Below are 13,680 nucleotides of genomic sequence, written 5' to 3'. Positions count from 1 at the left end.
ATTCACCGCCGCGGGGTGGAGCAGCTCGGTAGCTCGCTGGGCTCATAACCCAGAGGTCGCAGGTTCAAATCCTGTCCCCGCTACGAAGGTCAAGAGGCCCTCGAGACAATGTCTCGGGGGCCTCTTGCGTTGTCTCATGTCGACCGGATCGTGTTGGCGTGAGTTGGGTTCCGGCGACCGCAGCGCGCCTCAGCCTGGGGGCGCGGGCTCGCCGTCGGGTCGTATGACATACCAATTGCCGCCGTTGAGGAAGATGTTGTGGCACAACACCTCGCGCTTTCCTTCGTTGACGTAGAAGTAGAGGGGGTGACTGTTGTAGGTGACTTGGGTCGTGCCGTCAGCTCGCTGGGTCGTGGCCAGCAGTGTGCTGTCGACACCGGGTCCGGCGACGGGGTCGCCGGTGGTCAGCACAGGGGGCCAGGCGTCGGCGCAGTCGTCGTAGCAACGAGGTGTCGAGTCGGTTTCGATGTCGAAGAGGTAGATCGCCTGCCCGGTCGCGTCGTACAGCATCTGCCCGAACGGGCCGGTTGCGGCGTCGATCTGAGCGCCAGGTTCGCGCGGGGGAGCCGTGGGTTGGTCGGCGGTCGACTCGGACGTCCCCGTCGACGTTCGAACCGTGGTCGCGCTCGACTGGATCGGCGCGTCGGCACTACGGCTGTTGTCGCCACACGCAGTCAGAAGCATGAGCAACAGCGCCACGGCGCAGCATCGAGTCCACATGAAGGGAAGTCTGCATCATCTGTGTGGTCGGCGGGCGGCGATGCCGATCACCCCTTCATGTGTGCTTGTTCTGGCGTTTCGACTTCTGGACCGCCTCCATGTAACGTTGTGTTCACCGCCGCGGGGTGGAGCAGCTCGGTAGCTCGCTGGGCTCATAACCCAGAGGTCGCAGGTTCAAATCCTGTCCCCGCTACGAAGGTCAAGAGGCCCTCGAGACAATGTCTCGGGGGCCTCTTGCGTTGTTGTGAGTGCCGTGCCAGCTTGCGGGCCAGCCGGTCAGGCCGGCCACTCGAGCTCGAGTGCGTGGATCCAGGGGTCGAAGGGTGTGCCGATGATGCCGAGAGATTCGATGATCTCGTTGGTGTTCGCGATGGCGTCGATGATCGGTTCGGGTGGTACGTCCCATAGTTCGGCGAGGCGGTGCGCGGCTGTGGTGTCGTTGATGTCGCGGCCGGTTGCGTCTTCGTTGATGTCGCCGTCTGGGTCGTAGATGATGGCGGTTTGGCGAGCGCTGAGGCGGTATCGGCGGTCGGGGAGGATTTCTGCGGCGACGTCGTTGTCGGGTGCGGCCTGTGGCGTTGGTGGTTGGAGTACCGCTTCGAGGGTGGTGATCCGACTCCCGACTGGCGTGCCTCAGCAGCCGCTAACGTGAATACTTTTTATTTAGAATGTATTTTCTTATCGTCAACTAGTCGCTGCCGTACCTTGATCAGGTCGCGGAGACCGGACAGGAAATGAGAGTCCATTGTACTTAGACCCGATGTTGATTCCAGTTGTTCTATCAGTTCTTGTGCGCGCCGCTCGAATCCATCGAGCAGAAGCAGCGTCCCTGCCGATGACGTCAATCCCTTGTACCAGCTGGCTTCTTCTCGCAAATGCGACAGCTCCTGTGGAAGATAACCCGACAACAGTGCCTCATCGAACAGCCGATCGTAGTTTTCGTCCGAAACCCACCATAGATACCTATCGTTCCGGGTTCGATCGGCTGGACTGGACGGATTGTTCTCTGGATCAAAATCAATGGCATACATCTGGAACCAAGCTCCGATCTCCCGGTGATCTCGGTCTAGATTTGATCTAGCCGGTTGTCTAGGACTCGATCAAAGACAGAAACGCCTTCTTGAAGGCCTTTGAGGTAGTGCTGATCCATTGTCGACAGCGGAGGTTGTTGCTGCATAATTTCTTCAATCCTCTCAAGTGCGCATTGGCGGAATGGGCGCAGGAGTCTTAGGGTGTCCACCTTGTCTGGAAGTCCCTTGTAGCCGCGCGCAGCCATCTTCATCCAGGCGACATCGCCCTGTAGATATCCGCGTTCCAGGCAATCGTCGAATAGACGCTCGAAATTCTCGTCAGAAACCCACCAAACATACTCATTCTCGGATGGTCTGCCCATCTCAGAGAAATTAAGGAAGTACATTTTCTAAAACCCCACTCTGAGATTGGTTGAGCGGCGGAACCGAGCGAAGCTTCTCGCTAGCTTTGGTGACCGAGACCTGCCATCCGTCGTCGGTGGACTTGGTGACCGTGCGGTCGGCAAACGAGTTTGGCGCGGCGGCAACCGAACCTGCGCCAACAGCAGTGACTGCGAACGCGGTGAGCAATGCTGCCGATAGCACACGAGAACGTCGGACTGTCATAGTGAATCCCCTCCGGACAACCAGCGGTTTGATTGTCTGGCTCAGAAAGCTAGCCTAAGCGATGCACTATCCACAACTGGGAATCCAGTCAACACGAAGACGGGCCGCATGATGGCCCTTTCCGGCCAACGCTAAGCGCCTGGTCACGGACAATTCGACTCGGCTATCTGTTATCGGATTGTGACGTTCTTTTGGGTAGCAACGGGCTGTTGTTGGCGCCGTTCCTCTGATCCAAAGGTGCCGTTGCTTCGATAACGGACGGGTCCGACCGTCCGGCAACGCCTACTTGATGAGGTTGCTAGTACCTATTTGGTACCGCGCTTCTAGTACCGCGCACTTCGAGGCCGAACCGCGACACCTTCCCGCTCCAGCAGTACTGTGGTGCGTCCGAGACCCGTCTGTTCTGCCACGGCGCGACTCGTCATCCCGCTGCCATACAACTCGACCACCTCGCGGTGTAGCCGTTCTGCGATTCGCGGACGAACATGATGATTTACTCGGGTTTCCGCTGGTCAGACCCAGCGTCCATCGAACGTAGGTTGGTGGTCTTAGCACCAACGAGGACTGCGAAAGAAAGACCCGCGTCCTGCTTGCAGGGCGCGGGTCTTTCTATTGCAAGGCATCACATCTCAGGTCGGATCCTCGTGGGTGACCGCCTTGTAGCCGCGGGCGGTCCCGCGATCGATGGCGGCTCGGACCAAGCCGACGATCAACCCTTGGAGGGCCGCAGCGGCGAACACCTCGGTGGCCGAGCGGTTGAGATCACTCGGGCGTGGAGCCTTGGTGTCATCGTCGCCGATGCGCTTCCACACCTGGCCGAACACTGCGGTTGCCGCGAGTCCGCCCAGCACTCCCGTCGCGATGGAGAGCGGCTTGTACATGGTCTTGGAGACGGTGGTCATAGATTTCCCTTCGAACGGCGCCGACGACGCAGGAGGACGATGGCGATGATCGCGACGACACTCGCGGCACCGAGGGCGGCCAGGGGTTGCGGATTCTCCTTGGCCTTGACCTGCGCGGTGTGCGCGGTATCGGACGCGGCTGCCTTGACTCGCGTGGGAACGTCGAGTTTTTGGGTCAGGGCCTCGACGGTTTCGGCGAGTTCGGCTCGTTGTTGCTCTACTGGGGGCGGGGGCGTCTGATCGTCCGGGGAAGGGTCAGGCGTGGGTTCGGTCATCACAGAGCCTCTCGGACGGTTGCGACGTCTGTCTGGACGCTGCGGACGGTTGTCTGGGGTGCCGGCGGAACGGCGCTCTTGGCACGAGAGGCCCCGATCGCCGCGACGACGCCTCCGACTACGAGCAATACTGCGGCGACGATGAGGGCAGCAATCCACGCGGACACTGCAGTCGCCAGCCCCAGGACGGCAGCGGCGACGAGGGTGCCCAGCCCGAACAGCAGCAGCAGTGCGCCGGCCCCCGAGATTCCCACACCCACCCCGAGCCGGGTGCCTTTGGATTTCACTTCTTGGAGGGCGTTGCTCACCTCGGTCTTGACGAGCGTGGATGTCTGTTCTGACAACCGTTCGATCAATTGCACGGTCGACAGATCGGCCGGTGGCGTATCGCTCACGGATTCCTCCTCTGCTCTGGCGGACCCCCGGTGGATACCCACGTCCACAACTGGACAAACGGTGGGTTTTACCGCGCCGATCGGCCAGATCAGAGTGCCGCTGCAGCAGGCTTTTTCATCTTGCGCACGGTCTTGCCGTCGGCGTACTGACCGAGGGCGGTCATCACCCACCCCGACGGTTCGCGGACCATCTTGCACATGAGGACGCCCGTGCTCGGGTTCGAGTCGGACAGTTCGAACCGAACCATCTCCTCGTTGGTGCCCACATCGACCAACCGGCAGAACGCGCGCTGCACGTCGGTGAACTTCTGGCCCGAGAACGAGTTGACCGTGAACACCAGTCCGACGACATTTGTGGGCAGCCGGCCCAGATCCACCGTGATCGTCTCGTCGTCACCTTCGCCGGCACCGGTGAGATTGTCGCCCGAATGAGCGACGGCTGAATCGAGTATCGACAGCTTCAGGAACCAGCAGGTGGCAACGACCTTGCGGGTGGTGTCGAACGCGATGCAGGATGCGTCCAGGTCGATCTTCGCGCGGCCGGGCGCGGGGTCCCATCCCAACGCCATCCGCACCTTGTTCTGCAACGGTTTGCCGAATTTGGTCAGCAGCACCGACTGCTGCTTGCGCAGGACCACCCGGCCCTTGTCCAGGTTGGGTCGATTGTCGGCGGACGCGGTGCCGGAGTAAGCGGTGCCGGAGTATGCGGGGACAGAGGGTGCGGAGACTGAGGGCGTGGGGACCGACGGTGCCGGCGGCGATGTCACAGGTGGTGCACTCGTCGGCTCGTCGTCGACCGTAATACCGAAATCCGTTGCTATTCCGGTCAAACCGTTGGCATAGCCCTGTCCGACAGCCCGAACCTTCCAGTCCGCGCCGCGACGGTAGACCTCGAAGACGACCAGGGCTGTCTCGACGGTGAGGTTGTCCGGGATGAACGCGACCTGATGGTCGCCCGACGCGATGTCGATGAGCCCGGCCACGGTCTGCACGCCGGCAAAGGTGGTGGTCGGTGGATCGAGGCTTGCGGTGATGACGACCTTGTCGATCGATGCCGGCAGGGACGCCGGGGCGATGACAACTGCATCCGGGGTAGACGCGGTGCCGGGTACGTGCCGCACTCCGGGCCCGATAGGCGCGTTGTAGAAGATGAGATCGGCGTCCGTGCGGACCTTCCCGGCGGCGGTGAGCAGCAGCGCCGAGACATCGATGCGTCGACCGGAGGCGCTGACCTCGATCCTGAACTCCGACGAGGTGAGCGGGGAGTTCGCGCCGGCCGTCATTGAGATGCTCATCTGGGGTCCGTCCCGCCGTGGGGTGGTCACCGGTGTCAGGTGACGTCGGTGTCGAAACTACCCACAGCGCCCAATCGCCGCGGGTGCTCGCGCAATTCGGTGTCCATTCGAAATCGGACTACTCGGACATCGCAGGACTCCGCGGTGGCCGCTGCCCTCGACTACCGCTACTGTCCTGATTCATCTCGTAACTCCACCTGCCAAGACATGGGAGGGCTCCTGTGCCCGAAATCGATGGTGCCGCCACCGCGCTGGTCCTGATCGCGACCGCCATGGTGTTGCTGATGACTCCGGCGCTCGCGTTGTTCTACGGCGGCATGGTCAGGAGCTTTTCCGTTCTGAACATGATGATGATGAGTTACATCGCGATCCCGCTCGTAGCTCTGGCCTGGCTGCTTGCCGGGTACAGCCTCGCGTTCTCCGACGATGCGGGCTTCGGTCTCATCGGGGGCGTGCACTCGTTCGGGCTCGCGGGTATCGGGCCCGAGTCGGTGCACGGATCGATCCCGACGCTGCTGTTCGTGACGTTCCAGCTGACGTTCGCCGTCATCACGGCAGCGCTGATCAGTGGTGCCATCGCGGACAGGGCGAAGTTCGTCGCCTGGGTCGTGTTCGTGCCCGTGTGGACCTTGCTCGTGTATGCGCCTGTTGCACACTGGGTATGGGGACCTGGCGGCTGGATCTCAGAGTTGGGCGCACTCGACTACGCGGGCGGCCTGGTGGTGGAGGTGACCTCGGGTGCCTCTGCATTGGCGTTGGCACTGGTGCTCGGACCCCGGCTCGGTTTCAAACACGATCCGATGAGGCCGCACAACCTGCCGTTCGTGTTGTTAGGTGCAGGCCTGCTGTGGTTTGGGTGGTTCGGGTTCAACGCGGGGTCGGCCCTCGCCGCCGATGGAATGGCCTCGGCAGTCCTGCTCAACACCTTGATCGCGGGCAGCGTGGGCATGGTCGGCTGGTTGATCGTCGAGAACAGCCGGGACGGACACCCGACGAGTTTCGGAGCGGCCTCGGGCATCGTCGCGGGTCTGGTCGCGATCACCCCTTCGTGCGGCTCGGTCAGCCCGCTGGGCGCTGCGGTCGTCGGGCTGGCGGCCGGTGTGGTCTGCGCGTACGTCGTCCTGTGGAAGTTCAAGTTCGGCTACGACGACTCCCTCGACGTGGTCGGGGTCCACTTCACCGGTGGTGTCGTCGGCACTGCGTTGATCGGCCTACTGGCCACCGGGATGATGACCGGCGACGCCGAGGGACTGTTCTACGGCGGCGGGCTGCTGCTGCTCGGCAAACAGCTGCTGGCCATCCTCGCTGTCGCGGCGTACACGTTCTCGATGTCGTTCGGCATCGGCAAGGTCATCGACTGGACGATCGGTTTCCGGGTGTCCGCGAAGGACGAACGCGAGGGTGTCGACTTCTCCGAGCACGCCGAGACCGCCTATGCGGAACTGGAGCGGTGACCAGTATCGACTTTGGGTGCTGGCAGGGTGGTGACCTTGCCCGGGCGGTGACATCGTGAGGTGATGACGACCAATCCTGAGAGCACCTCGGAAGGTTCGACCGGGGAATACAGCCTCGACGAGGACGATCAATTACAGGCAGAGGACACGCTCGACGACAGGGGAGTCGACGACGTTCTGGACGAGGGATATTCGCCTCCCGAACAGCCTGAGGGCATCAACCGCTTCGGCACCACCGCTGATGAGCAGAGGCAAGGCGAGAGCCTGGCTCAGCATCTCGCCGAGGAAGAACCCGATCCGACGTCGTTGGCGTATCAGCCCGACAGCCCGGATTCGGAATGGCGCTCCGACGAGGCGGACAGCGATCCCGAGTTCCCGGAGGATGAGCAGGTGGGTGGTCGGCGATCGGGTCGTCTGATCGCGCCGGACGAGGGGGTGTCGGTGCACGACATCCAGCAGCGGCTGGCCACCGACGCGGGCTTCGATGGAGGCGCAGCATCAGCGGAAGAAGCCGCGGTGCACGTGATCGACGCCGACGATGAGTTCTGACCGGGCCGGCTGGGTGAACATCACCCGTCCTCTCGCGCCGTTCGAGTCGTCGATGATCCTGCCGCTGATCACCTGAGCTGGTCCAGGATGGCGTCGGCCGCACGAGCCGTGCCCCTGCCGTCGGCGAGTCGTTCCGCTATCACCGTCGCGGCTGCGGTGTACGACGGGTCCTCGAGTATCCGCGTCAGTGCGACCGCGATCGAGTCCGGTGAGGCTTTCTTCGGCAAGACGATCGCGGCGCCCGATGCGGCCACGGCCTTTCCGACCATCGGCTGATCGAGGAGCGGATGCATCGGGATGACGACCATCGGTAGCCCGTGCGCCAGCGCCTGGGCCGCTGTGGAATGACCTCCGTGTCCGACGACCGCCGAGCAGGTGGGCAGTATGTCGCGATGCGGGATGAACCCGTGCACTTCGGCATTCGCCGGTGGATGCAGTGATCCGGGATCGACTGCCGGACCGGTGGTCAGCACGAGGCGGATCGGCATGTCGGCCGCGGCGTCGAGAATATTCTGCAAAGTCTGCTGCTGGCCCGGGAAGTCGGTGGTGCTCAGGCTGGCCAGAACCACTGGAAGCTGTTGCGGCACATGAGGCCGTGCCGCCGGCTCTGCAGGCCCCGACCATACGAGTCGCGGATCGGAAGCTCGGCCACCGGCGGGATCGAGTGCCCGGTCGGAGACCACCAGACGAAGATCGGTGGCGCGCCAGGTCTTACGGACGCCGAGTCCACGCACCCTGGAGACCATGCCGATGGCACGTCGGAAAGATCCGTCGAGATAAGCGAAAAAGGTATGGAAGAGGGCCACCACCGGGACGTCGCGGCCTGTCAGCGCCGACATGACGGGCAGCAGCATGCAGTCCACGACGACTACGTCCTGGTCGGCCGCCGCCGACACCGCGTCATCGACGAGTGCATCAGTCGTGAACATTTTCAGATAACCCAGGATCGCTGACAGCATCCCGTGGTGCTGAGCGGAGGACCAGGGCGGCGGATCGGTGTAGGCAACGAACGACAGTCCGGCTGCCTCGACCTTCTCGCGCTGTTGCTGATGCCCGAGGACGGTCACGCGATGGCCGCGGGAGGCGATTTCGCGTCCCAGGGCGATCACGGGCGGGAAGTTGCCGCCGGCGTCGAACGTCACGAACAGCACGCGGGCGGAACGCGTTTCGGTCGGCACCGGATGAGCCTAGTCGTTCGTCAGGAGCGCCGTGATCATTCGGCCGACGCGCTTCTGCGCCTGCACTCGCGTCAGACCGCGATCGCGGCAGAGCACCTTCCAGGTGTACACGTCGGTCGCCACCAGCAGCATGTCGATGAGCTCGTTTCGGCTTCGAGTCGTCATGCCCGCCAATTGCGGAGCGAACACAGTGGTGACCCACTCGCGATGGCCCTCGCGTTCAGCGCTGGTGAGGGACTGCGCCCGACGATCCCAGCCCTCCTGGCCGAGCAACATGATGATGACGTCGCCGCGGGCCTCGAAGTGGTCGAACAGGGAATCGAGGGCGGCACGCACGTTGCCCGGCGTGGTCACCGCCTGAGAGTGGATTTGTTCGCCGACGAACGCGGTGGCCGCGTCCAACAACCCGTCCCGGTTCCCGAACTGGCGCAGGACGGTTTGCACGCTGACACCCGCACGGGCCGCGACCTCGGGGAGCACTATCGTCGAAAACGGTTTCTCGCCCGCCAAGGTCACCGTGGCGTGGAGCGCACGCTGCCGGGTCTGTTCGGCTGACTCGGCACGCGAGCGCATGACGTAATTGCGCGTCGTCTTCATCCATCACACGCTAGCGGCACCGCTATTTCGTGTCAATCGACACTACCGCGAAATTCGGAGCACTACCGCTGAATTTGTTCGCCACATGACATCGCCCGGACCGCGTGGTGCGGCCCGGGCGATAAAAGTACTGGCGTCAGCTGTAGAGGTACTGACCACAGACCGGCCACGCACCGACGCCCTGCGTTGCCAAGACGTTCTCGGCGACCCGGATCTGCTCTTCACGGCTGGCATCGGAGGCGCTGCCCACGCCGCCGTTGGCTTCCCAGGTGGATTGGGTGAACTGGAGGCCACCGTAGTAGCCGTTGCCGGTGTTGATCGACCAGTCGCCACCGCTCTCGCACTGGGCGACCGCGTCCCAGTTGTGGGCGCCTTCCGCGGAGGCAGTCGCCGCGAAGGCCCCCATGGGTGCCAGCGTCAAAGCTCCGGCGATAGCAGTTCGAGCGGCCAATTTGCGCATGCTTGTCATGTTTCCTCCTCGCGCCGCACGTCCTCAAGAATCAAGGGATGCGGGTTGGTGATTACTTCTGACATTTCTCGGGCCGTGTTCTCGGCACGATTTCAGACGGTACTGATTTCGCGTCGGAACGTCACGTCGACTTCATACGCACGACGATTCGACTCAGTCGGGGCGCAGCGTGCTTCTATGCAGGTCGGCGGGGTGATCGAGCGCGAAGCCGAAAACAGTGTCGAATGGTTATTGTGACTCGGAACACCGCGGATTTGTGAAATGAGCCATCGAAAATGGCGCGATACAACGGCGATCGGAGAATCCCATATATGTGTTTCGACCTGTTCGGAGAATGCAAAGAGCCCCGCCCGTACCCCTCGATACGGCGGGGCTCTTCGCTGTGAGAGAGACGAAAAGTGTTCAGATCACTTGAGTTCGGCGCTGCTCTTCCCGAGAACGCGACGAGCGATGATCAGGTTCTGGATCTGTTGGGTGCCTTCGAAGATATCGAGGATCTTCGAATCCCGGGCCCATTTCTCGAGCAGCAGGTGCTCGGAGTAACCGAGAGTGCCTGCCAGTTCCACAGTCTTGGTGGTGACGTCGGTGACTGTGCGGCCCGCCTTCGCCTTGGACATCGAAGCCTCTTTCGAGTTCGGCTCCTTGTTGTCGGCCATCCATGCGGCGCGCAGTGAATGCAGGTAAGCCGCTTCGAAATCCGACTCCATCCGGATGAACTCCGCGGCAGCAGCATGCTGGTTGTTGGCCGGCTTGTCGTAGTCGATCTCGACACCGGCCTCTTCGAGCAACTGCCGCAGCTCTTCGAGTGCCGCACGTGTGACGCCCACTGCCATGCCGGCGACCATCGGCCGGGTGTTGTCGAAGGTCTGCATGACCCCGCCGAAGCCCTTTTTGGTGTCGACCTCTGGTGAGCCGAGCAGGTTCTCGGCGGGAACCCGGCAATTTTCGAAACGAATTGCAGCAGTGTCCGAGGCCTTGATCCCCAGTTTGTGTTCGAGACGTTCGATGGTGACGCCCGGGTGCTCGCGGGGGACCACGAAACTCTTGATCGCGGCGCGACCGGCGCTCTTGTCCACCGATGCCCAGACGACGATGTGGTCGGCGCGCGAACCGGCAGTCACGTAGATCTTCTCGCCGTTGATGATGTAGTCATCACCGTCGCGGGTGGCAGTGGTGGACACCGCGGCCGAATCGGACCCGAAGGACGGTTCGGTGATGGCCATGGCGGCCCACACCTTGCCGAACTTCTCGAGTTGCTCTTCCGAGGCAACTGCGGCGATCGCGGCGTTACCCAAGCCCTGGTAGGGGATCGACAGCATCAAGCCGACGTCGCCCCACGAGGTCTCCATGGTGTTGAGCACCGACTGCATGTTGCCGCCGTTGACGACGGCTCCTGCGGGCAGTTCCTTCTTGTCCTGCTTCTGGCCACGACCACCGTCGGCACCCGCCCCGGCGGCGCCGGCCTCGGAAAGGCCGTCGTAGAGGCTTGCGAGCGTGTCGAGTTCGACAGGGTAGGAATGCTCGGCGAGGTCGTACTTGCGTGAGATGGGACGGAAGATCTGGGCGGCAGCCTGATGGGCCTGGTCGACCGTCACATTCAGCTTCTTGGGAAGCTCGAGATTGATTGCCATGTCTGAATCTTTCGTGAAGTGTTGTGAGACAGGAGTGAACAGATCAGTTACAGGACGACGATGCCCTCGCCGATCGCGGCGCCGCGCAGATCGCGGAACCAGCGCTCGACGGGATGCTCTTTGGTGAACCCGTGTCCACCGAGCAATTGCACTCCGTCAGAACCGATCTGCATGCCCTTGTCGGCCGTGAGCTTGCGGGCGAGTGCCGCTTCGCGGGCGAAGGACAGTCCCTGCTCGGCGCGTGCCGCTCCGCGGAGGGTGACCAGTCGGATCGAGTCGAGTTCGGTCGCCATGTTGGCCACCATGAACGCGACGGCTTGGCGGTTGGAGATCGGCTCGCCGAACGCTTCACGCTCGTTGACGTAGGGGATCACGTAGTCCAGGACGGCATGGGCTGTACCCACCGCCAGTGACGACCAGCCGAGGCGGGCGAGCCGGACCACGTCGCGGTATGCGGAGAACGCAGCGTCGCCTTCTTCTTCACCCAGCAGCGCGTTCGACGGCACGGCGACGTCGGTGAGCAGGAGGCGTCCCATGCCGGCCGCGCGCACGCCCATTCCGGGATCTGCCTCGACCACCAGGCCCTTGGTGTTGGACTCGACGATGAACAGCGCGGGACGCCCGTCGAGCTGAGCGCCGATGATGAACAGCTCGGACGAGCCGGCGGCGGGCACGAACGACTTGACGCCGTTGAGTCGATACCCGCTCGGAACGCGGGTTGCCTTGGTCTGCAGCGTCATCGCATCGAACAATGCTCGCGGCTCGGCGATGACCACGGCCGACTGCGGGACGCTCTCGCCCGCGAAATCGGGCAGGTAGGTCTTCTGCTGGGCGTCGCTACCGAACTGGGTCAGCGTCGTTGCCACACCGCTTGGTGCGAGCAGGGGCAGGGCCAGTCCCATGTCTCCGTAGGCCATTGCCTCGGCGACCAGCGAGTTGGTCACAACGCCGCGTTCGGTGGCCGCGCCGTCGAACTCCTCGGGAACGTTGATCATGGTGATCCCCAGCTCCGCGCTGCGGGTGAGGATTTCGGCCGGTGCCTGGGCCGCGGCGTCGGCGTCGTGTGCGGCCGGACGGAGGATCTCGTCGGCGAACTCACGGACCGTATCGGCGATCATCTTCTGTTCGTCGTCCGGGAACAGGTTGAAGTAGTTCTTCGGGGTGGTCGTCAGCCGCTTGGCCTTGCCGCCCCCCTGAGCCGACGCGAAGGCGCGGTTCGCGGCGCCGATGGTCCGGAAGCCGGTCTTGGTGCCCTCGTAGGCGATGCGGTTCAGCGGTTCGCGGATCTTGTACTTGTCAGCGAAATCCGAACCGGTGACCGTGGTCAACACTCGCATCGCGGTTCCGATCGCGCTGCGGCGGTGCGGGTTCTTGCCAACTGCGGATGTGTCGCGGGGCTCGGTATGAGTACTCATTCTCACCAGCTTGTCTCGTGCGTTCTGCGGCCAGTTCCAGGTGCCCGGCGGTGCCGGGCATGCCGATCTTACTCGGCAGTAAGAACGACCTTACTCCCGAGTAAGGTCCTTTGTCACCCACCGACACGGAGGGTTGGCTCGGGGTTGGGTGCGAACAGCAAGTCGGTAGCAATGCAAAACTTCTATCGTCGCTGCTCAGAAGGCGTAGACGCGCAGGTCATTCAATCGATCAGTATTTCCGTCGGGAGCCGCCGATCGGTGTGCGGGTGCCATATTGTCCTCTGCATGACACAACCTCCTCCCGGGTATCCCGCCAAGCCTTTCGAGCCGCAGGGTGGCCCGCACAACGACACCTTCTTCGTATCCTTGTTCGGCCAAGAACAGGGGCCCATGGGCTACCAGGACCTCGCCGGACTGGTCCGGTCCGGCCAGGTGAAGCCCGAGACCCAGGTACGGACGCAGGCGAGCAACTGGTTCCCCGTCTCTCAGGTTCCCGGGCTCTTCTCCGACAAAGAGTGGCTCACCGCGCTGCTCATCTCGGTGTTCGTCGGTGGCCTGGGCATCGACCGCTTCTACCTGGGTTACACCGGGCTCGGCATCGCCAAGCTCTTGACGTGCGGTGGTCTGGGCATCTGGACCCTGATAGATATCGTGTTGATTGCGATGCGCAAGCTCCCCGACTCGAATGGTGTTCCACTGAAGTGACGTCCCCGTCGACCCTTCCGGCCCGGCGGCAATCCGAGAAAGCGACTCGGATAGCCGCCGGTTTCGGCGTCGGCGCCCTCGTCACCGCGTTTGCGGTGACACCTTCTCTCAGTACGTCCGGCCCGACGATGTGCCCGATGCGACTGATCACCGGACTGCCGTGCCCTGGTTGCGGCCTCACCCGCAGCTGGGTTGCTAGCGCACACGGTGATTTTGCCGACGCATTCGCGTACAACATCTTCGGGCCCATCAGCTTTGTTGCCACGATGATGTTCGTCGTCGCGGTCGGCATCCTCGTCGCCCGCAAAAAGCCTGCCGCGCCGGTCGCCCGCCTGTTCCGCCACCCGATTGTCATCGGGGTGATCGTGATCTGGGTGCTCTACGGCATCGCGAGGGTGATCGATCAAGTCGTCGGCGGCGGTGTGTTTCCCGACATCGCCTGACGTTCGGCCCCGAGA

General features: G+C 63.1%; 16 protein-coding genes and 2 tRNA genes. 6 read left to right on the top strand and 12 right to left on the bottom strand.

Annotated features, from left to right (window positions below; translation table 11 throughout):
- The first annotated feature begins 9 nt into the window (after nt 1–9).
- Nucleotides 10–83: transfer RNA gene (locus DFR67_RS25150), tRNA-Met, on the top strand.
- Nucleotides 84–189: 106 nt separating this feature from the next.
- On the opposite strand, the gene DFR67_RS25145 is transcribed toward DFR67_RS25150, so the two are convergent.
- Nucleotides 190–684, bottom strand: a complete 495-nt coding sequence (locus DFR67_RS25145; protein WP_110472259.1) for a COG4315 family predicted lipoprotein — start codon at nt 682–684, stop codon at nt 190–192.
- A gap of 155 nt (nt 685–839) precedes the next feature.
- Here DFR67_RS25145 and DFR67_RS25140 point away from each other — a divergent pair.
- Nucleotides 840–913, top strand: a tRNA-Met gene (locus DFR67_RS25140).
- A gap of 873 nt (nt 914–1,786) precedes the next feature.
- Here the strand turns inward: DFR67_RS25140 and DFR67_RS25130 are convergent.
- From DFR67_RS25130 to DFR67_RS25105, 6 genes are all read right to left on the bottom strand, one after another.
- Nucleotides 1,787–2,113 (bottom strand): hypothetical protein, encoded by a 327-nt coding sequence (locus tag DFR67_RS25130; protein WP_146240535.1) that lies wholly within the window; start codon nt 2,111–2,113, stop codon nt 1,787–1,789.
- A gap of 567 nt (nt 2,114–2,680) precedes the next feature.
- A complete protein-coding gene (locus DFR67_RS31625; protein ID WP_110472210.1) occupies nt 2,681–2,830 on the bottom strand; it encodes a helix-turn-helix domain-containing protein in 150 nt (49 codons plus the stop codon).
- 156 nt (nt 2,831–2,986) lie between these two features.
- Nucleotides 2,987–3,259: a DUF4235 domain-containing protein gene (locus DFR67_RS25120; protein WP_110472209.1), complete on the bottom strand. Its 273-nt coding sequence runs from the start codon at nt 3,257–3,259 to the stop codon at nt 2,987–2,989.
- Entirely contained in the window at nt 3,256–3,534 is a 279-nt protein-coding gene (locus tag DFR67_RS25115) for a DUF3618 domain-containing protein (protein WP_110472208.1), read from the bottom strand. Before DFR67_RS25115 ends, DFR67_RS25120 begins: the two co-directional genes overlap by 4 nt.
- The gene (locus tag DFR67_RS25110; RefSeq protein ID WP_110472258.1) at nt 3,534–3,929 is read right to left on the bottom strand and encodes a phage holin family protein; all 396 of its coding nucleotides are present in this window, start codon (nt 3,927–3,929) and stop codon (nt 3,534–3,536) included. The genes DFR67_RS25115 and DFR67_RS25110 overlap by 1 nt, the downstream gene beginning before the upstream one ends.
- Before the next feature lie 89 nt (nt 3,930–4,018).
- Nucleotides 4,019–5,224 carry a TerD family protein gene (locus tag DFR67_RS25105; protein WP_211325155.1) on the bottom strand — a complete coding sequence of 402 codons (1,206 nt, stop codon included), beginning with the start codon at nt 5,222–5,224 and terminating at the stop codon, nt 4,019–4,021.
- A gap of 221 nt (nt 5,225–5,445) precedes the next feature.
- Between DFR67_RS25105 and DFR67_RS25100 the strand changes: the two genes are divergently transcribed.
- Together DFR67_RS25100 and DFR67_RS25095 are read left to right on the top strand one after the other, a co-directional pair.
- Complete coding sequence (locus DFR67_RS25100) at nt 5,446–6,678, top strand: ammonium transporter (RefSeq protein WP_110472207.1); 1,233 nt, start codon at nt 5,446–5,448, stop codon at nt 6,676–6,678.
- A 63-nt stretch (nt 6,679–6,741) separates the two neighbouring features.
- Complete coding sequence (locus DFR67_RS25095) at nt 6,742–7,227, top strand: DUF5709 domain-containing protein (RefSeq protein WP_110472206.1); 486 nt, start codon at nt 6,742–6,744, stop codon at nt 7,225–7,227.
- A gap of 68 nt (nt 7,228–7,295) precedes the next feature.
- Here DFR67_RS25095 and DFR67_RS25090 read toward each other — a convergent pair whose 3' ends face one another.
- The 5 genes from DFR67_RS25090 to DFR67_RS25070 form a co-directional block, all read right to left on the bottom strand.
- Nucleotides 7,296–8,405: a glycosyltransferase gene (locus DFR67_RS25090; RefSeq protein WP_110472205.1), complete on the bottom strand. Its 1,110-nt coding sequence runs from the start codon at nt 8,403–8,405 to the stop codon at nt 7,296–7,298.
- Nucleotides 8,406–8,414: 9 nt separating this feature from the next.
- Nucleotides 8,415–9,002 (bottom strand): TetR/AcrR family transcriptional regulator, encoded by a 588-nt coding sequence (locus DFR67_RS25085; protein ID WP_110472204.1) that lies wholly within the window; start codon nt 9,000–9,002, stop codon nt 8,415–8,417.
- A gap of 136 nt (nt 9,003–9,138) precedes the next feature.
- Entirely contained in the window at nt 9,139–9,471 is a 333-nt protein-coding gene (locus DFR67_RS25080) for a transglycosylase family protein (RefSeq protein WP_110472203.1), read from the bottom strand.
- A gap of 407 nt (nt 9,472–9,878) precedes the next feature.
- Nucleotides 9,879–11,102, bottom strand: coding sequence for an acyl-CoA dehydrogenase family protein (locus DFR67_RS25075; protein ID WP_110472202.1), 1,224 nt, complete (start codon nt 11,100–11,102; stop codon nt 9,879–9,881).
- 47 nt (nt 11,103–11,149) lie between these two features.
- A complete protein-coding gene (locus DFR67_RS25070) occupies nt 11,150–12,517 on the bottom strand; it encodes an acyl-CoA dehydrogenase family protein (protein WP_110472201.1) in 1,368 nt (455 codons plus the stop codon).
- Between the two features lie 285 nt (nt 12,518–12,802).
- On the opposite strand from DFR67_RS25070, the gene DFR67_RS25065 reads away from it, so the two are divergent.
- Together DFR67_RS25065 and DFR67_RS25060 are read left to right on the top strand one after the other, a co-directional pair.
- The gene (locus tag DFR67_RS25065) at nt 12,803–13,222 is read left to right on the top strand and encodes an NINE protein (protein ID WP_158540034.1); all 420 of its coding nucleotides are present in this window, start codon (nt 12,803–12,805) and stop codon (nt 13,220–13,222) included.
- Entirely contained in the window at nt 13,219–13,665 is a 447-nt protein-coding gene (locus DFR67_RS25060) for a DUF2752 domain-containing protein (RefSeq protein WP_110472200.1), read from the top strand. Before DFR67_RS25065 ends, DFR67_RS25060 begins: the two co-directional genes overlap by 4 nt.
- The last annotated feature ends 15 nt before the right edge of the window (nt 13,666–13,680 follow it).

The sequence above is a fragment of the Williamsia limnetica genome (assembly GCF_003217475.1).
Taxonomy (GTDB): Bacteria; Actinomycetota; Actinomycetes; order Mycobacteriales; family Mycobacteriaceae; genus Williamsia; species Williamsia limnetica.
The sequence above is the reverse complement of the archived record's forward strand: the minus strand, read 5'-3'. Positions and strand labels throughout refer to the sequence as shown.